This is a genomic window from Bacteroides sp. AM54-2NS (assembly GCF_003602935.1).
Taxonomy (GTDB): domain Bacteria; phylum Bacteroidota; class Bacteroidia; order Bacteroidales; family Bacteroidaceae; genus Bacteroides; species Bacteroides xylanisolvens.
The window spans coordinates 28,442-51,220 of sequence record NZ_QTMZ01000034.1; the positions used below are offsets into that span (position 1 = coordinate 28,442).

Genomic DNA, 22,779 nt, shown 5'->3' on the forward strand with positions numbered 1-22,779 from the left:
CTCTCAATTAATTTTCGATGTTATATTCTATTACAGGAACCGACAACTGGGTGAAGAAACAGAATAAGTCAAAGTTAACTTGTGCATAGCCCTTGTGGTTGCCACATAAAGCATACTTTTATCAATATTGGAATGATAGTTCTTATCATCTGTTTGCGGAATGATTACTTCGTCAAATTCCAGTCCTTTCGCCATATGGGCGGAAGTGATGATAATCCCTTTTACATAAGCAGAACTTTGATTGGACAAAAGTGAGATGTCGTTTGCATATATCTGGAGCTTTTGAACAAGTTCTTTTGCTTGGGATTCTGTTTTGCAGATAATCCCTAATGAGGTATAATGGGAGTTCCTGAAGGAGTTTACTAAATCCGCAATACCTTGGATCTCTTCTTCTGTATTTTTGAATGGAAGAATCTTGGGGTGTTCCCCATGTCTCATAATCGGTTCTAATTCATTGTTCGGTTGAATTTTTTGTGCAAAACTGGTGATCTCAAAAGTAGAACGATAGCTTTTGCAAAGTTTCATTATTTCTCCTGTTGCAAATGCTTTCTGAATCATATCGGCAGTGGAAGAACCATAAGGATTGACGGATTGGGAAGTGTCTCCAAGAATTGTTTTTCGACACGGATAAAGTTTTTGAATCACTTTGTATTGTATGGGAGAATAGTCTTGCATTTCGTCTATCAGAAGGTGTTTGACGTAAGATTGGGCGTTATTCCCATTTAATGCGATATGCAGATAAGCCAAAGGGGCTAAGTCCGCATACTCTAGTATGCGGTTTTTGCGTGTCTTGAACATCTCCGGTTTTCCGATCCACTCAAAAAAGTCTTTATAGATTTGGAGAGCGTTATTTCCCGCGAACATCTTTTTTATCTCTTTCTTTAGTTGGTTTTTCTCCGGAGTGCTAACTGTGAGATTATATTGTAGTTGCATCATTTCCAGGATGTAATCTGTCATAGTCTCAAATCGTTGACGTATGGGATAGCGGTGGAATCGTTTGAATTGTTCGTTAATAAATTCGGCAGGAATGGTGATGTATTTGGTGAGTTTTATGTCTGTTGCTTTGAAATAGTTGTTTTCCATGTAAAGGATGAATTTGTCAAGTAGTGATATAAACTCGAAGGAGGCTTTGTATTGTATCCGTTCGATAAAGTCGGGTGTCGGGTTTTCTAATAGTTCCGTCACCTGTTCGAAGAAATTCTGGTGTTTATATTTGTTGTCAATTACGTCCGACAGAATTTGCCCCATGCTGGTTTCGGGAACGGTCTCTTCGCCAAGTTCCGGAAGTACATTAGAAATGTAATCGGCAAATACTTTATTGGGGGAGATGATTAATATGTCTTTGGAAGAAATCTGTCCTTTCTGTGCATAAAGCAGGTAGGCAATACGATGGAGGGCGATAGAGGTTTTTCCTGAACCGGCAACACCTTGTATAATAAGTACAGAAGCGTTTTCATTACGGATGATCTGATTCTGTTCCCTCTGAATTGTCGTGACGATATTTTTCATTTTATTGTCGGCATTGGAACATAGTTCTTTTTGCAGAATATCGTCATGAACAGTTACGGAACTTTCAATCATGTACTCCATTTTTCCTTTGCGAATACGATATTGGCGTTTGAGTGAGATCGTCCCGTTAATTTTGCCTGCCGGAGAGGAGTAGAACGCCTCGCCTAATTCATGATCGTAGAACATGCTTGAAATAGGAGCTCGCCAATCGTAAATCAGATTCTTTTTTTGATTGAGGTCATAGAAAGTATGTATTCCTATATAGATCGGACTAACTTGGCTTTTGTCTTTCTTTTCCTGAAAGTCGATTCGTCCGAAATAGGGGATATCCAGTATTTTGCTTAGTCGCCTGCGTTTGTCAATTACATTTTCACCTAATGCAAAATGATTTAATATGCTTTCGCGCATGGAACGGATTTCGTGGGGATCGATATCTTTGTTCGACCATAGATAATCCTTGTACTCCTGCAGGGTGTCTATATGCTCTTTGACGGAAGTACTGGTAGTGTTAATCGTATCATGGATAGTGGTTATGACTTGCTGTAAATACTCTTTTTCCTGTTTCTCTGTTTGATTGAATATCATAATCTCTTTTTAGTTGTATGGTGAAGAATTGAATTTGCGGACAAAGTTAGCTCAACCCATTAAGGGATTAAATAGTTATTTATAGCTATATATGTATCCTTTTTCCTATTTTTGCATACTTACTTAATAAGGAAAAAGATGAATATTCTTGAATTGGCAAAACGTAACCAGCAGAAAGCTTGGGAGATTATAGAGGATACCCGTATTGTTCGGATATGGGAGGGGATTGGTGCCAAAGTGAATCTGGTAGGTTCGTTGCGTACAGGATTATTGATGAAACATCGGGATATTGATTTTCACATTTACACTTCTCCTTTGGATTTGTCTGCCAGCTTTCGGGCGATGGCTGAATTGGCGGAAAATACGTCCGTAAAGAGGATTGAATATACGAATTTATTACATACAGCAGAAGCGTGTATAGAGTGGCATGCATGGTATCAGGATATGGAAGGAGAACTCTGGCAAATGGATATGATTCATATCCAAGAAGGCTCTCGTTATGATGGCTATTTTGAAAGGGTGGCCGAACGCATTTCTGCGGTATTGACAGATGAAATGAGACTGGCTATCCTGAAATTGAAATACGAAACGCCTGATACGGAAAAAATTATGGGAGTGGAGTATTATCAAGCTGTGATTCAGGATGGTGTACGTAGTTATCCGGAATTTGAGGAATGGAGAAGATTGCACCCGGTGGTGGGTGTGGTGGAATGGATGCCTTAGACAGACTGGTAGCTTCAGGAAAAGGTGTATGGGTTAATTAACTTAGTAGTCCGGTTTCCTGTCCCAAACGAATGGCTTCGATAGAATTTTGCACACCTAATTTGCGTAACAGGTTCTGCCGGTGAATATTGACAGTGTGAATACTGATACATAGCTTGTCTGCAATCTCTTTACTTAACAGGCCTTTTTGAATAAGACGTAATACTTCTATTTCCCGATTAGTAAGGTTGAGCGAAGAAGGCATTAGCAAAGAGGAAGGAGAGAAGAATTCCCCGTTCTTCAGATTTAGGACAGTGCAGTCTACTGTTTCGGAATGTTTTTGGTCGGGTGAAATATCCATATTGCCTATTACGAGCCATGCTTTGCCGTTACGGTCTTGTTCCAAAACTTGATGTCGGCTAGTGACACGTATATATTGCTGCTTGGCATTGAGTATACGGAAACTGTAAATGTTGGAATAGTCGTTTCGCTGTTCGAGAGGCAGACTGTAAATGAACTGGCTTAACGTGACCTGTAATGCTGCCAGTTGCGCACGGTCGTCCGGATGAATACGTGATTCTAAATAATCTCCCTGCTTTTCCAAAGTTTCTATCTTGTGACTGTCATACCCCAGTAAATCAACGAAATTCGAGGATGCATACGTGTAATTGCATTTGTAAACATCGACAACAAATGTGCAGTTGTGACAGATTTTTGAAAGTTGGTGAAGTATGGATTTATCCCGTTCCCACACGGCGTAATCAATATCGGTAGCAGACAAGCATTGCTTGGCCCACATTTCTTCTCGGGTGATATCGTTTGATTTATTCATGGCGAATGTTTCTGGGTACTGATAGTTTGTTTTGAGAAATCATTTATTTACCAATCAATTTCTTCTATTCCCTTACTATGCAAGAAAGCATTGGCTTTGCTGAAGTGCTTGCAACCGAAGAAACCATATTCGGCAGAGCGGGGAGAGGGATGAACAGTGGTTAGTACCAGATGTTTGTTGCTATCTATCAAAGATAATTTCTCTTTCGCATAACTTCCCCAAAGCATAAATATCAAATTCTCCCGTTTTTCACTTAGTTTCCTGATAACTGCGTCTGTGAAGATTTCCCAGCCCATATTTCGGTGAGAACCGGTTTCGTGCGCACGTACAGTAAGAACAGAGTTTAGCGGGAATACACCTTGAGCTACCCAACGATCCAAATTACCGGAAGTTGGAATTGGCTTTCCCAAATCTTGGTGTATTTCTTTGAAGATGTTGCTTAGTGAACCAGGGATAGCTACTCCATCAGGTACAGAAAAACAGACTCCATAATATTGTCCGGGATTGGGATAAGGGTCCTGTCCAAGGATAACTACTTTTACTTTTTCGAAGGGACAGGAATTGAATATATGAAAAATCTGATGTCCAAGAGGGAGGACGTGTGCCCGTTTATATTCATCTTTGACGAATGTAACCAACTTTTCGAAGTATGGTTTGTCAAATTCTTCTTGTAATTGTTGTTTCCAACTTGGTTCTATTCTGACATCCATAAAGTGGGACTTGATAATTTATGTAATGGCAAAAGTAGATATATTACAAGAGAATATCAAGAATGAGAGGCAAAATTGTGTATCTCGCCGATTTAGGATGAATTGTGTGCTAATAAATGATAATTATCGTCTTTCTTCCGAAAAAGAACGGGTATAAATGTATTATTCTGATTTATTGTGTTACCTTTGTACCAAGAGTTTGAGTTACGAATCATTATCGTATAGTTCTTCTTTATAATATTTTATTAGCAAGCAGTCCTTGTCTTTAATTATCCTCCTCACTCCAAATTAGTATTTATTTTAATAAAATTTTAAATGAACATTTACATTTCAGGTTTAAGCTATGGCACTAATGATGCTGACTTAACAAATTTATTTGCAGAGTTTGGAGAAGTTTCTTCAGCTAAAGTAATTTTTGACAGAGAAACTGGTAGATCCAGAGGATTTGCTTTCGTAGAAATGCCGAATGATACAGAAGGACAAAAAGCAATTGACGAACTGAATGGAGTTGAATACGACCAGAAAGTTATTTCAGTAAGCGTGGCACGTCCTCGTACTGAAAGACCGTCTAACGGTGGTGGCCGTGGTGGTTATAATAACTCTAGAAGATATTAATATCCGAATAAAAGCAGAAGATATTATCTTCTGCTTTTATTTAATAAGTTATTTTCGTTTCATGATTCAACGGAGGAATCTTCTGATTGACACAGGGGAAGACAAAAAATCATATTACATTTAAGTTCTGCTAATTCTGGCTCTTTTTCTGTGCAATATCAGGAATATCTACTCCTGCACTTTCCATTCTGAAAATAGATTTATTAGACTTTTTTGTAATACACAATACTCTTGAAGAAGTCAGGAGTAAAGGTTTAATAAATTACACCCAACAAGGCAAATAGTCAATGACAGGGCCAATCTTGAGCGCTTGGATAAAGTGTGCTCACACTGTTTATCTTGTTCAATTGCTCTAAAGCAAAATAAAACATATGAAATCATTCTTTATAGGAAATATTGAGATAAAAACACCTGTAATACAAGGTGGAATGGGAGTAGGTATCTCGCTCTCGGGTTTGGCTTCGGCAGTAGCAAACGAAGGAGGAGTAGGCGTTATATCATGCGCAGGTTTAGGTTTGTTATACCCCAAAGGGAAAGGTACTTATCCTGAAAAATGTATTAACGGGCTGAAAGAGGAAATCCGGAAAGCACGTGCGAAAACAAAAGGTATTATTGGCGTAAACGTCATGGTTGCTTTATCGAATTATGCGGATATGGTGCGCACCGCAATCGAGGAAAAGATTGATGTGGTATTTTCCGGTGCCGGGCTTCCACTCGACCTGCCTTCATATCTGACTCCAGAGAGTACAACCAAGCTAGTGCCTATTGTATCTTCTTCACGAGCAGCCAAAATCATCTGCGATAAATGGCAGAAGAACTATAATTATCTGCCCGATGCAATCGTGGTGGAGGGGCCTAAAGCCGGTGGACATTTAGGATTCAAAAAAGAACAATTACAGGATCAGCATTATGCTTTGGAAACTTTGATTCCGGAAGTGGTAATGATTGCATCCAGCTATAAAGAACAGAAACAGATTCCGGTGATTGCCGCCGGCGGCATTTCGACGGGTGAAGATATTGCACATTTTATGGGACTGGGAGCTGCAGGGGTACAAATGGGAAGTATATTTGTTACCACCCAGGAATGTGACGCGTCCGAGACGTTCAAGGAAGTATATATTCACTCCAAGTCCGAAGATGTTCTTATTATTGAAAGTCCTGTGGGAATGCCAGGACGAGCTATTGACGGGGAATTTATTCACAATGTGAATAGTGGACTGGAGAGGCCTAAGAGTTGCTCATTCCATTGTATCAAAACATGTGATTATACAAAAAGCCCTTATTGCATTATTAAGCTTTATATAATGCAGCCAAAGGAAATATGAAAAAAGGCTATGCTTTTGCCGGTAGCAATGCTTTTCTCGCTGAAAAAATCAGTAGTGTAAAAGAAGTAATGAGTACACTGGAGCGCGAGTTTTTCTTGGCAACCCATAAACTGGCTTAACCTACGGGATTTTCATTCCCATGATGGAGTTTGTCAGTCCCTTTACAATATAAATTAATAGCTGTTTTGATACAGCAAAAACAACAATTATGACATTTAAAGAATTAAATATAACCGAACCGATTTTAAAAGCTATTGAAGAAAAAGGATATGCAGTGCCCACTCCCATTCAGGGAGAGGCAATTCCGGCTGCATTAGCAAAAAGAGATATATTAGGCTGTGCGCAAACGGGAACAGGTAAAACTGCTTCGTTTGCTATTCCCATTATACAACATTTGCAAATGAATAAAGAGGCAGCCAAGTGCCGGGGGATTAAAGCGTTGATTTTGACGCCCACCCGTGAACTTGCCTTGCAAATAAGTGAATGCATTAATGATTATGCCAAATATACCCAAGTGCGGCATGGGGTTATTTTTGGCGGAGTAAATCAACGTCCTCAAGTTGACATGTTACACAAAGGAATTGATATCCTGGTTGCTACACCGGGACGTTTGCTTGACTTGATGAATCAGGGACATATCCATCTGGATAAGATACAATATTTTGTACTTGATGAAGCAGACCGTATGCTTGATATGGGATTTATTCATGATATCAAGCGGATATTACCGAAACTTCCGAAAGAAAAACAGACTTTATTCTTCTCCGCTACAATGCCTGATACAATTATTTCTTTAACGAATTCTTTGTTGAAGAATCCTGTACGAATCAGCATAACTCCGAAATCATCGACTGTGGATGCTATTGAACAGATGGTTTATTTCGTAGAGAAAAAGGAAAAGAGTCTTTTACTGGTTTCGATTTTGCAAAAATCAGAAGATCAGTCGGTGTTGGTATTTTCACGTACGAAGCATAATGCTGATAAGATCGTAAAGATACTGGGCAAGGCGGGAATTGGTAGCCAGGCGATTCATGGAAATAAAAGTCAGGCAGCGCGGCAGTTGGCTTTGGGCAATTTCAAGTCGGGCAAAACACGTGTGATGGTGGCTACTGATATTGCAGCCAGAGGTATCGATATTAACGAACTTCCTTTAGTTATCAACTATGATCTTCCTGATGTGCCGGAAACGTATGTGCATCGTATCGGACGTACCGGAAGAGCCGGGAATACAGGGACAGCACTGACATTCTGCTCGCAGGAAGAGCGTAAACTCGTTAATGATATTCAGAAACTGACGGGTAAGAAGCTGAATAAAGCCAGTTATACTATTTGAAATCAACAAATAACAATCTCTTTAAAATTAATATAAAACTAAATATAAATTCTATGGCAAAATCCATGACAGTTGGTAAACGTGAAAATGAAAAGAAAAGACTCGCTAAACGAGAAGAAAAACTGAAAAAGAAAGAAAGCAAGAAATTATCGGGCAGCTCAAATAGCTTTGAGGATATGATTGCCTATGTAGATGAGAACGGAATGATAACTTCGACTCCTCCGACAGAGGATATAAAGAAGGAAGAAATTAATCCGGATGAAATAATTATAGCAACTCCTAAAAAGGAAGAAGAGGAGCCAACGATCTTGAGAGGACGGGTTGAGTTTTTTAATGAGTCAAGAGGATTTGGCTTTATTAAAGACCTTTCAGGTGTTGAGAAATACTTTTTTCATGTAAACAATGTCATTGGCAATATTGCAGAAAATAATATCGTAACATTTGACCTTGAGCGTGGAGTGAAAGGCATGAATGCGATCAATATCTCTTTGGAAAACAAATCTACATCGGAAGATTTAGCTCAATCTAAACCTGTATAGGGAAGTGTATATTCTGCTTGTGTGTAAAATAAAAAACAAAATAATTAGAGATATGAAAAAAGGTAATATAATGCGTGATGTTATTTCATCCAGTCAGTTTACTGAAAATGTTATTAAAGAGTACAAAAAGGGTTTGGGAGATATGGTATTGGTAGCAATAACTCCGCGGACTACCATTGAACTTCCTGCGCATTTGACTCAAGCAGAAATAGATGCTCGTGTGGAGATTTATAAAAAACTGCATAGTTCTAAAGTATAGGCGGTTGCAAATTGCAATACGAGGAATAAAAAAATCCCTTGAACTTCAAAAGTTCAAGGATTTTTTATTACCGAATCGATAGTGGTGCCACCAGGAATCGAACCGGGGACACAAGGATTTTCAGTCCTTTGCTCTACCAACTGAGCTATGGCACCTCGTGCTTGTTCGGTCCGGTAATATCTCTTTTGCGGTTGCAAAGGTAGTGAAACTTTTGGATTCTGCAAGCCTTATGGAAATAAAAAACACTGATAAAAAGTTAGTCGGCTAATTATCAGTGTTGTATAAGATGAAAATATTTCAGGTATGTGATGAAATCTATTGCTTATCTTCTTTTAATGGATTCCATCCCTGTGCTTTTAGTTCGAATTCTTGTCCATCACGGGTAATCAATGCACAGCCAAGTTCGGGTTTGGTAATATGTCCGATGAGACGAACTCCTTCCATTTGTGAAATTTTCTCATGATCGGCGATGGAAACAGTAAAGAGTAGTTCATAATCTTCTCCACCATTCAAGGCACAAGTCGTAAGATTCATGTTAAACTCTTCAGCCATAACAGCTGTCTGATAATCGATTGGGATGTGCTCCTCGTAAACGCGGCAACCAGCATTGCTTTGTTTGCAGATATGCATCAGTTCTGATGACAGGCCGTCGGAAATGTCCATCATAGAAGTAGGGACAATATTGGCGGCTGCCAATTTCTCAATGATATCTTTGCGCGCTTCCGGTTTCAATTGGCGTTCTAATAAATACTCTTTGCCGGAGAAATCCGGTTGGACATCTTTATCACCTTGCAATACGACTTTTTCACGTTCCAAAAGTTGTAAACCCATATAGGCTGCTCCCAAGTCGCCGCTGACGCAGATCAGGTCAGTGTCTTTGGCTCCATTACGGTAAACTACTTTATCCTTATCGGCATCGCCGATACAAGTAATGCTGATAGCAAGACCTGTCAGAGAAGAAGTGGTATCGCCTCCCACAATGTCGACATTGTATTGCTGGCAAGCCAGACGGATACCGGAATAAAGTTCGTCCATATCTTCCACGCTGAAACGCTTGGAAAGACCAAGAGATACCGTAATCTGCCGGGGAGTACCGTTCATGGCATAAATATCGGAGAAATTAACTACTGCTGATTTATATCCCAAATGCTTCAAGGGAACATAAGTCAGGTCAAAATGCACACCTTCCATAAGCAGGTCGGTTGTTACCAGTACTTGCTTTTCTGAAGGGTAGGAGAGAACGGCGGCATCGTCGCCCACTCCATATTTGCTGGATTCGTTTTCCAGTTTGATTCCCTCGGTGAGGCGGTCAATCAGACCAAACTCACCAAGAGATGCTATTTCAGTTCTCATAAATCGGGATGATTGTTTAGGCACGGTTGATAAGTTCACGCATGATCGTGGTCATTTTCGGTTGAGCAGCGTCAGCGGCTTTCTGAACTTCTTCGTGTGTTACTTCTACGATTTTTCCTTCTACTCCTAAGTCGGTAATGACGGAAATACCAAAAACTTTGATACCACAATGGTTGGCTACGATAACTTCCGGAACGGTAGACATACCAACTGCATCAGCACCAAGGATATGGAATAGTTTATATTCGGCAGGAGTTTCGAAAGTAGGACCTTGCGTACCAATATACACTCCGTGTTGTACTTTAATTCCTTTTTCTTTGGCAATCTCGTCAGCTTACTAATCAGTTCCTTGCAGTATGCTTCGCTCATGTCCGGGAAGCGAGGTCCGTAAGGGATATTTTTTCCGCGAAGCGGGTGTTCGGGGAAATAGTTGATATGGTCAGTGATAATCATCAGGTCACCGATTTCGAAATCTGCATTTGTACCGCCACTGGCATTGGATACAAACAAGGTTTTGATACCTAATTCACGCATGACACGTACAGGGAAAGTTACTTCTTTCATCGAATAACCCTCGTAATAGTGGAAGCGTCCCTGCATAGCCATGATATCCTTATTGCCTAGTTTGCCGAAAATCAGCTTACCGCTATGACCTTCGACGGTAGATACCGGGAAGTTGGGGATATCCGAATACTTTATTTCATACTTCTCGGTGATTTCGTTTGCCAAACTGCCAAGCCCGGTGCCTAGTATAATAGCAGTTTCCGGACTGGTATGCATCTTACCTTTCAGATAAGCTGCGGTTTCTTGTATTTTCTCTAACATAGTCAATAATATGTTGGTTAAATTTATCTTGTTGATTTTGTAATATTTCAATTTCAATAGGCAAGGCGTAGATAAATGGTTTCAATTCCTTGTCCAAAGCCGGATGGTTAATCAGGCGTGTTGCATCTTTCTCGGTGGTAATAATCAACCGGTGTTCTCCTTTCAGTTTATGAAACCGTTCTTTGATAAGCTGTATATCCCGATGAGTGAAATTGTGGTGATCGTCAAACGATAGTAAATCTATTTGTTTGGTACAACCTTCCAGTCTTTCGAGAATAGGGGCAGGTGAGGCAATTCCCGTCATCAATAATATATCAGTGTTTGTCAGTGAGGACAAAGCAACCTCATGGTTTGTCGAAATTGCATTTGTGTCCGGAGACATGGTAGGGAACACTGGTTGCAGGTTACCATACCGGAACGATGAGAAGAATAACTGTTGATATGGATAAAGGTTCAGCCGTTTCGTGATAATGTTATAATCAATAGGCTTGATGTCTTGCGGGCATTTGGTGACAATAACGATTTGCGCCCGATTCTTGCCGCTAATTGGTTCACGAAGCCGTCCTGCGGGGAGCAAAGTGTCATCACAGAATAATCGGTGATAATCCGTTAACAGAATACTCAATCCCGGTTTGACGTATCGGTGCTGGAAAGCATCGTCCAATAGGATAACATCTATTGAAGGCTTTTGCAGTGCAAGCAACTTTTCTATGCCATGACAACGCTTTTCATCGACAGCTACTGTGACAGACGGGAATTTTTGATGCATCTGGTAAGGTTCGTCGCCAATGCTTCTTGCCGTACTTTCCGGAGTTGCCAATACATAACCTTTCGTGTGCCGTTTATATCCCCGGCTTAATACAGCTACCTTATATTGATTACAAAGAAACTTTATCAGATATTCAGTGTGCGGAGTTTTTCCTGTCCCTCCTACAGCGAGATTACCCACGCTGATAATAGGTATATCAAAACTCTTTGATTGAAGAACTTCCCAGTCAAAGAGTTTATTTCTCATCATTACCACTGCTCCGTAGAGCCAGGAGGCAGGGTAGAGCCACTTATGTATCTTGATAAAGTGTTCGTCCATGTATTACGGTTTATTTAATATTCAGTTCGAACGGAATACGTGCCTGAATCATGGATTGTTCTTGCAGATTTTTCAGTAAACCGAATTGCTGGTAGTACTCGCCTAATTTACTTTTCAGTAATTGTGATTCTACATAATTCGTCGGTTTCGTATCAAGCAGGGAAGACAGGAAATCTTGTTTCTCAGGATAAGACACAACGGTATAGCCTTCGATACCGGCTTTTGCAACAGCAATATCCAGTGCCTTGTCAATGCCACCTAATTCGTCTACTAATCCCAGTTCTTTAGCAGTTTCCCCAGTCCATACACGGCCTTCGGCAATCTTCTCGATAGCTTCCTTCGTCATGTGACGTCCTTCGGCACAACGAGTTACAAAGGTATCATATCCTTCAGTTATCATCATTTGAAGCAATGATTTCTCATCCTCGTTAAACGGACGCATGATATTTCCGAAATCAGCGTATTTATTCGTTTTTACGACATCATAACTTAAGCCGATTTTGTCAGTCAATCCTTTCACATTAGGAATCATACCGAAGATTCCGATAGAACCGGTCAGGGTAGTAGGCTCTGCAACAATCGTATCGGCAACGCAAGAGATATAGTAACCTCCTGACGCAGCATAATCACCCATAGAGACAATGACCGGTTTCTTTGTTTTCAGCTCTTTCACAGCATGCCAGATTTGTTCCGAGGCGAAAGCACTTCCACCTGGAGAATTGACACGGAGTACAACAGCTTTCACATCATCATTATCTTTCAATTTGCGCAGGTCACGAATTACTTTCGAACCGACAATCCCATCTTCGGAAGTTGCAGAGCTCGGATAGTCTGTAATTTCACCGGATGCATAATAAACAGCTACGATATTACCGCTTTTATCTTTCGGCACATTTTTCCTTACGTTCATCATGTCGCCCAATCCTAATATAGGAAGATTATCATCTTCATTGATCTCTACCAATTTCTTAAGATAATTACGCACATCATTGCGATAAATCAGAGTATCAGCAATCCACATTTTACACTCTCTTCTGCCGGATAGAACATGAGCATGCGATCTGCATAAACATTCAGTGAGTCTACAGAAATATTACGTGAAGTAGATACCCCTTCCGTAACCTGTCCCCAGATAGAAGTGATAAATGTGGTAACCTGTTCGCGGTTGGCAGGACTCATTTCCGTAGCAATAAACGGCTCTACGGCAGATTTGTAAGTTCCCACCTTGAACACCTGCATCTCAACTCCTATTTTTTGCAGCAGATCTTTGTAGAACAGGGGAGCAGAGGCGATACCCCGCCATTCAATCATTCCTTTGGGATTGAGCAACACCTTATCGGCTGCGCTGGAAAGATAATAAAGTCCCTGCGTATAGGAGTCTGCATAAGCAATAACGAATTTTCCACTTTCTTTGAAGTCGAGCAGTGCGTTGCGGATTTCCTGCAAAGAAGCATAGGAGGTGCCTAATGAGTTTGCCTGTAGATAAATCCCTTTAATATTTTCGTTTTCTTTAGCCTTCTGGATGGAAGAAAGAATATCGTCCAGTCCGTACGTGTTAGAACCGTCACCCAACAACTGTGATAAAATATCCAGCGGATCTTCTTGCGTACGTTCAACCAACGTTCCGTTTAAGTCGAGCATCATTACAGAATTCTTTTTTACGATTGTTTCCGTGTCCGAAGCAGACATGATGCCAAACAACGTTACCATGCTGATTATAAATAATACAATACTTGACAAAATGATACCTGTCACCGTGGCAAGTGTAAATTTCAAGAAATCTTTCATTATACTTATTGTTTTTTGCGCCAGCTTGTTATTAAGCTAACAAAGATAAATAATTGAGTTGATATTTATTCAATAAGTCGTACGAATTTTTGTTTTATCACAGCGAATCCATATAAATAGGAACTTCCTTCATTTAAGATTTAAGTATATTTGTCTGTATCAAATCCTTTTAAATGAGAAGAAATCTCTAATTTTGTGGCACAACTATTAATACATTGAATAATACTATCATGAAAAAACTCACATCTATCCTTTTATTGCTTTTGTTTGTATGGACGGTACAAGCACAAACTGCTCGTGAAGAGATCCGTGCAAACCGGTATTTATCCGCTAATAATTATTATGCATATCCCACGCCTACTGCCAAGCAGACAGCTGCTCCTAAGGGGTACGAACCTTTTTATATCAGCACATATATGCGTCATGGTTCACGGTATTTGATTGATCCGAATGATTATCGTTTCCCCAAGCAAACTTTATTAAAAGCCGACTCTTTAAACAAACTTACTGCAACAGGTAAAAACACACTGGATATTGTTTTGCGCATGGCTGATATGGCGGAAGGTCGTCTTGGTGAACTGACTTCGGTGGGAGCACGCCAACACAGAGGAATTGCAAAGCGTATGTATACTAATTTCCCACAGATATTTGCGGATGGAACAGAAGTGGATGTCCGTTCCACAGTTGTCATCCGGTGTATATTATCCATGACATCCGAATGCCTCCAATTGCAGGCGATGAATCCTAATCTATGTATCAAGAATGATGCAAGTTACCATGATATGTATTACATGAATCCTCCTGCTAAGGATTTGAGTAAAATAGCTAGTTCCGATAAAGTGAAGAAGGTTCAGAAAGATTTTGAAGCTACCCATGTACGTCCGCAACGGTTGATGAAACATTGTTTACAGACGAAGCGTATGTAAAAGCAAACGTTGATGAAGCGCGCCTGATGAGACGTCTTTTTGATTTGGCTTGTAATATGCAGAGTCATGATACAGATATGCAGCTATATTCTCTTTTCACGGATGAAGAGTGTTATGATTTATGGAGTTGTAACAACTTATATTGGTATCTGACACACGCTTGTTCTCCTGTAACGGATGGTTTGATGCCCTATCGGGAAGCCGACTTGTTGCGTAATATTTTAGATAGGGCAGATGCTGCTTTGAAAGAAGGTAAGAACCAGGCCACTTTAAGATTTGGTCATGAGTCTTGTCTGTTACCGTTAGTCGCTTTATTGGAACTGAATCATTATGGAGAATCTTACCCTGACGTAGAAAAGTTATCCGAACAATGGAGAGCGTATGATATTTTCCCGATGGCTAGTAACGTGCAATTCGTCTTTTTCCATAAAAAAGGAAGTAACGATGTATTGGTAAAAGTATTACTTAATGAAAAGGAAGCTAAACTACCGGTGAAAACAGACGTAGCTCCTTATTACCACTGGAAAGATGTAGAAAGCTACTATCGTGAAAAATTAGATAAATATCAGCATATATAATGCGACATTAACTTAACATTATTATATTTACCATGAGAAGAAAAACCCCTTTTATGGCTGCAACTCTGGCAGCAGGCTTGTTTTTTTATTCTTCTTGTACTCCGGCTGAAAAGACGGATACAAAAGATTATACTCAATACGTTAATACCTTTATCGGTGGCGCAGACAACGGGCATACATTTCCCGGCGCATGTTATCCTTTCGGTATGATACAGACCAGCCTGTGACGGGAGCAGTTGGTTGGCGCTATTGTTCTGAATATGTTTATGAGGATTCCCTGATTTGGGGATTTACTCAAACACATCTGAATGGAACGGGATGTATGGATTTAGGTGATATTTTGGTGATGCCGGTCACTGGCACACGTGCCCGTGCGTGGGATGCTTATCGTAGTCATTTTTCTAAAGATAAAGAAGCGGCTACTCCGGGATATTACACCGCAGAGCTCTCTGATCCACAGGTAAAAGCAGAACTGACTGCCTCTATCCATGCTGCCCTTCACCGCTATACTTATCACAAGGCTGATTCTGCCTCTATATTGATTGACTTGCAACATGGCCCTGCATGGAGAGAAGAACAATATCATTCACAAGTCAACAGTTGTGAAGTGAACTGGGAAGATGCTCAAACACTGACAGGACATGTCAATAACACGGTATGGGTCAACCAGGATTATTTCTTTGTGATGAAATTCAACCGTCCGGTAGTCGATTCACTTTATCTTCCGATGGGCGAAACAGAAAAAGGAAAACGCATCATTGCCTCTTTTGATATGCAGCCGGGAGACGAGCTGATGATGAAAGTGGCTCTTTCCACCACCAGCATAGACGGGGCTAAAAAGAATCTGGAAGCAGAAATTCCTGCCTGGGATTTTGAAGGAGTAAGAGCTACCGCCCACAATGAATGGAATAACTATTTGAGCCGTATTGAAATAGAGGGTACCGATGATGAAAAGACAAATTTCTATACTTGTTTCTACCACGCATTGATTCAGCCTAATCAAATTTCGGACGTAGATGGTATGTATCGTAATGCCGCCGACTCTATTGTAAAAGCCGGAACTGGAACCTTCTATTCTACATTCTCTTTGTGGGATACTTACCGTGCTGCTCATCCGTTTTATACATTGGTGATTCCCGAGCGTGTGGACGGTTTTGTGAATTCTCTCATCGAACAGGGTGAAGTGCAAGGCTTCCTGCCTATTTGGGGATTGTGGGGAAAAGAGAATTTCTGTATGATTGGTAATCACGGCGTATCAGTCATTGCCGAGGCTTATCGCAAAGGATTCCGTGGCTTTGACGCTGAACGTGCTTTCAATATAATAAAGAAGACGCAGACTGTATCTCATCCGTTGAAGTCTGATTGGGAGGTTTATACGAAATATGGTTATTTCCCGACAGACCTGATAAAAGCAGAATCTGTATCTTCCACTTTAGAATCTGTATATGATGATTATGCTGCTGCCGATATGGCACGTCGTATGGGTAAAGAGGAAGATGCCGCTTATTTTGCGAAACGTGCTGACTATTATAAGAATCTTTTCGATCCGGAGACGAAGTTCATGCGTCCGCGCAAAGCTGACGGAACTTGGAAAGCTCCGTTTAACCCAAGTGCGTTGGCACATTCTGAAAGTGTCGGTGGAGATTATACGGAAGGAAATGCATGGCAATATACTTGGCATGTACAACATGATGTTCCAGGATTAATCCAGTTGTTTGGGGGAGAAAAACCTTTCTTGAATAAATTAGACTCATTGTTTACGGTTAAGCTAGAAGGTGAAAGTTTAGCAGATGTTACTGGATTAATCGGGCAATATGCTCATGGAAATGAACCAAGCCATCATGTGACTTATTTGTATGCACTGGCTGGTCGTCCGGAACGTACACAGGAATTGGTTCGTGAAATATTTGATACTCAATACAAAAACAAACCCGACGGACTTTGCGGAAATGATGATTGCGGACAGATGTCTGCTTGGTATATGCTTAGTGCGATGGGATTCTATCCGGTAGATCCGGTAAGTGCGGAATATGTATTCGGTGCTCCACAGTTGCCGAAGATGACCTTGCATTTGGCCGATGGCAAGACTTTCACAATTATTGCGGAGAATTTGTCGAAAGAACATAAATATGTAGATAGTATTACATTGAATGGCGAACCATATACAAAGAAAACGATCTCGCATGAAGATATTGTAAAAGGTGGTACACTGGTGTATAAGATGAAGTAATAAATTCTCAAGCATTCTCACTGCGATGAGTATTTTTTCTCATCGCAGTGAGAATTTTTTCTCATTCCTATGAGTATTTTTTCTCATAGTATTGAGAATTATCCCTTGTCAGAACATACGGAAACGGCGTTTTACACAGACTGAAACTACCTTTATTGCATAGTCCTACTCACCTCTATACGCTGCTTTTCAAACTTCTCATTATTGGTGTTGCGATTACTAACCTCTTTACAGCGAATAGGTGCACTCATTTCAAGCAAGCGCAAAATCTCATTTAAAGATTCACCTTCAAAAGTCGCTTTATAGGAATACTTTCCTAATTCAGCGTCTTTCAGAATAAATTCCACGTTATAAGTCTGTCCCAAACGCTTGAATACATATTCCAGCGGGTCATCTCTAAAAATGAGTATTCCATCTTTCCATGAGCACCATTTATAAGTGTTGGTTTTATTGACGTTATATAAAGAAGTGGCCAGATTATAGTCAATTTTCTCTCCCGGTGAAAGGGAAATCGTCTTTTTCTGGTCAAGAGTGACTGCGACCTTTCCTTTTACTAACGTCACTGCTGCTACATGATCCGGAGCGTATGCGTTCACATTGAATGCTGTGCCGGTAGCTTCTACAGTCAGTTGTTTGGTTTTTACGATGAAGGGATGCTCTTTATCGGATTCTACTTCAAAATAGGCTTCACCCTGCATCGAAACAACTCTTTGCTTATCATTGAATTGAGTCGGATACTTTAAAGAACTTCCGGCATTTAGCCAAACCTTAGAACCGTCAGGCAGATTAACTACCGACCAAGTGCCATAAGGAGTGAATAACTCCTGATAAGTCTCTGCAATTTGAGAAGCGGGTTTAAAATAAAGATAAGCAGATAATATCAGTAAAGGAAGAAGCAAGATAGCTGCCACTTGCTGCCAATAGTGCAGGAAGGACAACTTAGGACGAACGGAAACCGGCTGGTTTTGATGGAGAATCTGTTCCATTACTTTTCTGTGCGCACTGTCCACATCTATCTCTTCCGGATTAAAAGCCGGGTGACTGACTTCCCACACATTCTTTTGTGATAGAAAGCTCCTATAGTTTTCGGGAGTAGCCGATATCCAATCATCCAGTACCTTTATTTCTTCTGGTGTAGCCTCTTTCGAGAGATATCTGGAGATTATAAATTCTATGTCTGAATCTTTATTTATCATATGCATTTTACCTTATATATAATAGACGTTTCAGAAAGAAAATCCCACATTCATTAGTGGAAAAGAAATAAAAAAAGTAGTAAATAAAAATCTTTTAATAAGATGCGGAGCTGCTTCAATGCTTTGCTGATACGTACTTCTACCGTTCTGACAGAGATATTCAGGCGATTGGCTATTTCCTGATATTTAATATTTTCTAATCGGCTCATCTCGAACACTTCTCTTTCTTGAGGAGGTAATTGTTCCAATGCATTTTTAAGTTGCCGGCATAAATCAGAATATAGTATGTAGTTTTCTGTCGTATCTATATCTATAGAATCCGATTTAAGTTCGTAAGCAATGTGCTCATCTATAATCCTGCGATGGCGTAATTCGTCCAGACAGTAATTCCTGACCGCTTTCAGTAAATATGATTTTAGTGAGTTCTCAATTACCAATGATTTCCGGTCATTCCATAGTTTGAGAAAGATATTTTGTACAATATCTTCACAGGTAGATTTCTCCGGAATGTAAGTACCGCCAAACAATACCAAATCTTTATAATAAGCATGGAATAGTCGGGTAAAAGCCTGTTTATCATCCTGTTTTAGTGCTATTACCAGAAAACGGTCGTCGGAAGTCTGTTGTTGGATATTCGGCATAGTATTGTAGTAAAGGTTCTATTGTCGGGGGTAAAAATAGAAAGATTATTTGGGATAAACGATAGTTTGAAGAAAAAATAATGCAGATGAAAAAATAATGCGATATCCAATGTGGCTTTTATTTTTAGAAACGTCTTATTGATAGAAACGAGAGAAAAACACATTTATTAACCTTTAAATAATACAAGCCATGAGAAAGACATAATCAGTGAATTCAGCTTCCGACAACTGATAAAAAAAGGAAGGTCTGACTCACCTTCCTTTCCAAAGATTCAGTTATTCGTTAATCAACTTATTTGTAGAACCAATAACCAAACATGTAAAGGTATGAAACTTATTTCAATTAGAAAAATGAAAAAGAGAATTAATGTACCTGCGAATGTAAAAATGGGGAGAATCTGTGCTATATGGTTGTTTTGTATAGCTTTGCAAGCTATCAGTATACCTATCCTGGCACAATCCGCCAAAATTACATTGCGACTGAAAAATGTGACTGTAGAGGAGGTCTTGACTAGTATCGAAAATCAGACAGAATACCGTTTCTTATACAACAAAGACATTGTTGATGTAAGCCGTATAGTAAGCATTACTGTGAAAAATGAACGGATGACTCTGGTACTGGATAAACTTTTTAAAGGCGAAGGAGTATCTTATACGATTGAAAAACGTCAGATTGTATTAAACAAAGTTTCATCTCAACCACAGGATAACAAACAGCCGGTCAAAGTGACCGGAAAGGTAGTGGACGAATCCGGAGAGGTTCTTCCGGGAGTGACTGTGATGATAGAAGGGGCTACTCAAGGAACCATTACCGGTATAGATGGCAATTACCAGTTGCAAGTTCCGGAAGGCTCGACACTGAAATTTACTTCAATAGGTTACACTACATATACGCAGAAAATTACCCGACCGATGACGTTGAATGTGACGATGAAAGAGGATTCAAAACAGTTGGATGAAGTTGTTGTGGTGGGGTATGGAACGACCACCCGTAAGAATCTGACAACTTCCATTGCAACGGTAAAAACGGAAAAAATATCGCGAGCCGCAACAAGTAATATGTCACAGATGTTGCTTGGGCGGGCTGCCGGACTGGAAGCTACGTTGACAAGCCCGCAACCGGGTGGAGCAGTTGACCTTTCAATTCGTGGGGCAGGTACTCCTATCTTTATAGTGGATGGCGTAATGATGCCTTCCACTTCTTTAGAGGTTGGAAACGGAAATCAGGTTATGCCCAACTCTATCAATCGTTCGGGATTGGCCGGACTTAATCCTGCCGATATTGAATCTATCGAAGTGTTAAAGGATGCATCTGCCTCCATTTATGGAATTGGTGCAGCCAATGGTGTCGTTTTAATCACTACAAAGAAAGGTACTGAAACTCGTCCCCAAATCACTTATGAAGGAAATTATTCTATCGTGAAAAACTATCCGTATCTGGAACCTTTGAGTGGGGAAGAATATATGAATGTTGCCAACATTTTCAATAAAGAAAACTATTTATTTACGAACGGTATGTATCCTTATGGTGATAAACCTTTTGATAATAAATGGGTACCTCAATTCTCACCTCAACAGATAGCTGCCGCTCAAACAACAGACTGGCTGGATTGTGTATTAAAGGATGGTAGCATCAATAATCATAATATCACAATTACGGGTGGTTCTAAACTGCTGAAATATTATCTGTCCGGAAATTATTACAAACAGGAAGGTACGGTAGAAAACTCCGCTATGGAACGTTATGCTCTTCGGACAAACATTTCTTCACAATTGCTTCCATTTCTTAAGTTGACAGCAATTGTCAATGTAAATGAAAATGAATATACAAACTCAACTTCCGGTGGCGGTGGTGGTGGAAATGGGTACGATGCCATACAATCAGCATTGACTTATCCTTCTTATTTACCAATCAGAGGTGAGGACGGAAAGCCTACCTTATATTCAAATTACCCTAACCCGGCGGAAATGATAAAAGTTAGTGACCGGACTAAAACAAGCGGTTATTATCTAAACTTTGCTGCCGATGTGGATATAATCAAGGATATGTTGTCCTTCCGTTTGATGTATGGCATTAATAAGGAGAATGCTAATCGTAATCTGTATATTCCTTCTGATATATATTTTATGGACATGTATAAATCAAGAGGGCATTTGGGATATGTTGAACGTAGAAACCAAACTATGGAAGGCACATTGACTTTCAAAAAACAGTTTGGAGATTTGTTACGTGTCGATGCCGTAGTCGGTATGGGAAGATATACGAACGATTCAAATGGACTTGAACTTGACTACGAACAGATTAACGATCACATTGCAGCTGATAAGGTGGAAGCTGCGGAAGGCGCTTTCTACCCGACTTCTTTCAGGGCAGCCGATGAACGTCGTTCTCAATTTGCCAGGGCAAGTGTGGATGTGCTCGACAGATATGTAGTTGCCGCTACTATTCGTCGCGATGGAACGGATAAGTTTTTCCCGGGAAAGAAATATGCCTATTTCCCTTCAGTATCATTGGCTTGGAAATTATCTAACGAGCCGTTTATGAAGCATATATCATGGATTGACCAGTTGAAGATTCGTGGTAGTTATGGACAGACAGGTAATGATAATCTGGGTAGTTCGCTTTATGGCACTTTCAGTCTGGCAGCCCAATATATCAAGTTCTCTAACAATTCAGTGACTTATGTACCCTATCTGCTTAGCGGTCCTGATTACCCGAATGTTACCTGGGAAAAGACTACCATGAAAAATATAGGTATAGACTTTTCAGTTCTGAAAGATAGAATCTGGGGAAGTTTTGATATGTTCCGCAATGATGTAACCAACTTGCTGGGATATGACTCTGCCTCTCCGCTTAGTATGACATCTTCCGTCCCGATGAATTATGGACATTATGTACGTTACGGATGGGATGCGACTATCAACTCACTAAACTTTGAAATCCCCCGTGTGTTTAAGTGGACCTCACAATTGACCTTATCACATCATAATGCCGTTTGGAAAGAACGGATGCCCAACTATTATTATGAAGAATATCGAATCCGCAAGAACGAACCGGTGAATGCTTATTATTACTATGAAACGGAAGGCGTTATCAACATAGATAAAAGTAATATGCCCGAATCGCAGAAATCTTTGCCGGCAGATGCGCAACAGCCCGGTTATCCGATTATTAAGGATGCAAATGGGGATAACAAAATAACGATTGATGATGTGAAGATGCGGAATACACTTCCAAAAATTCACATAGGCTTTGGAAATACATTTGTATACAAAGATTTTGATCTGGATGTATTTATGTATGGACAATTCGGACGTACACGCTATAACTATGCATATCGTTGGGCACTTGTCGGAGATGTGTATTACACGAGTCCCAAGAATTCGAACAAATATGTATATACTATCTGGAATTCTCAAACCAATCAGAATGGAAACCGGCGTGGTATTGCTTCAACAAAGGCTGTCGCTTTGCCTGGTAACGTAGGTTTTGAGGAAGATTATCAGAATGCTTCGTTCGTACGTGTCAGGAATATCACTTTAGGATATAACCTTTCAGGAAAGAAGCTGGGAAGAGTAGGTGATTATGTGAGTTCTATCAGAGTTTTTGTCGACTGTCAGAATCCGTTTACTTTTACCAAGTTTGTAGGTGTCGATCCTGAAATAAAGACGGGTGGCGACGGCTCCAAAGCGGAGTATCCGATGACGAGAACATACTCCTTCGGAGCAAAAATATGTTTCTAAGA

Annotated in this window: 13 protein-coding genes, 1 tRNA gene and 5 pseudogenes; 9 read left to right on the forward strand and 10 right to left on the reverse strand. The window is 40.2% G+C overall.

What is annotated here, in order from left to right; translation table 11 throughout:
• Positions 1-30: 30 nt before the first annotated feature.
• Entirely contained in the window at positions 31-2,094 is a 2,064-nt protein-coding gene (locus DXA05_RS18470; RefSeq protein WP_008774555.1) for a UvrD-helicase domain-containing protein, read from the reverse strand.
• A gap of 138 nt (positions 2,095-2,232) precedes the next feature.
• Between DXA05_RS18470 and DXA05_RS18475 the strand changes: the two genes are divergently transcribed.
• A complete protein-coding gene (locus DXA05_RS18475) occupies positions 2,233-2,817 on the forward strand; it encodes a hypothetical protein (protein WP_008649892.1) in 585 nt (194 codons plus the stop codon).
• Between the two features lie 37 nt (positions 2,818-2,854).
• Here the strand turns inward: DXA05_RS18475 and DXA05_RS18480 are convergent, their stop codons facing one another.
• Together DXA05_RS18480 and ung are read right to left on the reverse strand one after the other, a co-directional pair.
• On the reverse strand, positions 2,855-3,628 hold the full coding sequence (locus DXA05_RS18480) for a LuxR C-terminal-related transcriptional regulator (protein WP_128859476.1): 774 nt from the start codon (positions 3,626-3,628) through the stop codon (positions 2,855-2,857).
• 47 nt (positions 3,629-3,675) lie between these two features.
• Entirely contained in the window at positions 3,676-4,338 is a 663-nt protein-coding gene (gene ung, locus DXA05_RS18485; RefSeq protein WP_022200215.1) for a uracil-DNA glycosylase, read from the reverse strand.
• Positions 4,339-4,653: 315 nt separating this feature from the next.
• On the opposite strand from ung, the gene DXA05_RS18490 reads away from it, so the two are divergent.
• The 5 genes and pseudogenes from DXA05_RS18490 to DXA05_RS18510 all read left to right on the forward strand — a co-directional run bounded on the left by DXA05_RS18490 (position 4,654) and on the right by DXA05_RS18510 (position 8,409).
• Complete coding sequence (locus DXA05_RS18490; protein ID WP_004296140.1) at positions 4,654-4,953, forward strand: RNA-binding protein; 300 nt, start codon at positions 4,654-4,656, stop codon at positions 4,951-4,953.
• A gap of 371 nt (positions 4,954-5,324) precedes the next feature.
• Positions 5,325-6,397: pseudogene (locus tag DXA05_RS18495) on the forward strand (nitronate monooxygenase).
• Between the two features lie 89 nt (positions 6,398-6,486).
• Positions 6,487-7,611: a DEAD/DEAH box helicase gene (locus tag DXA05_RS18500; protein WP_004296138.1), complete on the forward strand. Its 1,125-nt coding sequence runs from the start codon at positions 6,487-6,489 to the stop codon at positions 7,609-7,611.
• A 53-nt stretch (positions 7,612-7,664) separates the two neighbouring features.
• On the forward strand, positions 7,665-8,150 hold the full coding sequence (locus tag DXA05_RS18505) for a cold shock domain-containing protein (protein ID WP_004307024.1): 486 nt from the start codon (positions 7,665-7,667) through the stop codon (positions 8,148-8,150).
• A 52-nt stretch (positions 8,151-8,202) separates the two neighbouring features.
• Complete coding sequence (locus DXA05_RS18510; RefSeq protein WP_004307025.1) at positions 8,203-8,409, forward strand: hypothetical protein; 207 nt, start codon at positions 8,203-8,205, stop codon at positions 8,407-8,409.
• Between the two features lie 82 nt (positions 8,410-8,491).
• Here DXA05_RS18510 and DXA05_RS18515 read toward each other — a convergent pair.
• The 5 genes and pseudogenes from DXA05_RS18515 to sppA all read right to left on the reverse strand — a co-directional run bounded on the left by DXA05_RS18515 (position 8,492) and on the right by sppA (position 13,462).
• Positions 8,492-8,564, reverse strand: a tRNA-Phe gene (locus DXA05_RS18515).
• Between the two features lie 160 nt (positions 8,565-8,724).
• Positions 8,725-9,762, reverse strand: a complete 1,038-nt coding sequence (gene thiL, locus DXA05_RS18520; RefSeq protein ID WP_004298938.1) for a thiamine-phosphate kinase — start codon at positions 9,760-9,762, stop codon at positions 8,725-8,727.
• A 16-nt stretch (positions 9,763-9,778) separates the two neighbouring features.
• A pseudogene (locus tag DXA05_RS18525) lies at positions 9,779-10,587 on the reverse strand (purine-nucleoside phosphorylase).
• Positions 10,544-11,674 carry a tetraacyldisaccharide 4'-kinase gene (gene lpxK / locus DXA05_RS18530; RefSeq protein WP_004298941.1) on the reverse strand — a complete coding sequence of 377 codons (1,131 nt, stop codon included), beginning with the start codon at positions 11,672-11,674 and terminating at the stop codon, positions 10,544-10,546. The pseudogene DXA05_RS18525 and the gene lpxK overlap by 44 nt, the downstream one beginning before the upstream one ends.
• A gap of 10 nt (positions 11,675-11,684) precedes the next feature.
• A pseudogene (sppA, locus tag DXA05_RS18535) lies at positions 11,685-13,462 on the reverse strand (signal peptide peptidase SppA).
• Between the two features lie 230 nt (positions 13,463-13,692).
• Between sppA and DXA05_RS18540 the strand changes: the two are divergent.
• Together DXA05_RS18540 and DXA05_RS18545 are read left to right on the forward strand one after the other, a co-directional pair.
• Positions 13,693-14,966, forward strand: a pseudogene (locus tag DXA05_RS18540) (histidine-type phosphatase).
• A 32-nt stretch (positions 14,967-14,998) separates the two neighbouring features.
• A pseudogene (locus DXA05_RS18545) lies at positions 14,999-17,196 on the forward strand (GH92 family glycosyl hydrolase).
• Positions 17,197-17,348: 152 nt separating this feature from the next.
• Here DXA05_RS18545 and DXA05_RS18550 read toward each other — a convergent pair.
• Positions 17,349-18,392 (reverse strand): FecR domain-containing protein, encoded by a 1,044-nt coding sequence (locus DXA05_RS18550; protein WP_004310624.1) that lies wholly within the window; start codon positions 18,390-18,392, stop codon positions 17,349-17,351.
• A 53-nt stretch (positions 18,393-18,445) separates the two neighbouring features.
• Positions 18,446-19,033, reverse strand: coding sequence for an RNA polymerase sigma-70 factor (locus DXA05_RS18555; RefSeq protein ID WP_004310625.1), 588 nt, complete (start codon positions 19,031-19,033; stop codon positions 18,446-18,448).
• Positions 19,034-19,360: 327 nt separating this feature from the next.
• Here DXA05_RS18555 and DXA05_RS18560 point away from each other — a divergent pair, with 327 nt between their 5' ends.
• Positions 19,361-22,777 (forward strand): SusC/RagA family TonB-linked outer membrane protein, encoded by a 3,417-nt coding sequence (locus tag DXA05_RS18560; protein ID WP_004310626.1) that lies wholly within the window; start codon positions 19,361-19,363, stop codon positions 22,775-22,777.
• Positions 22,778-22,779: the final 2 nt, after the last annotated feature.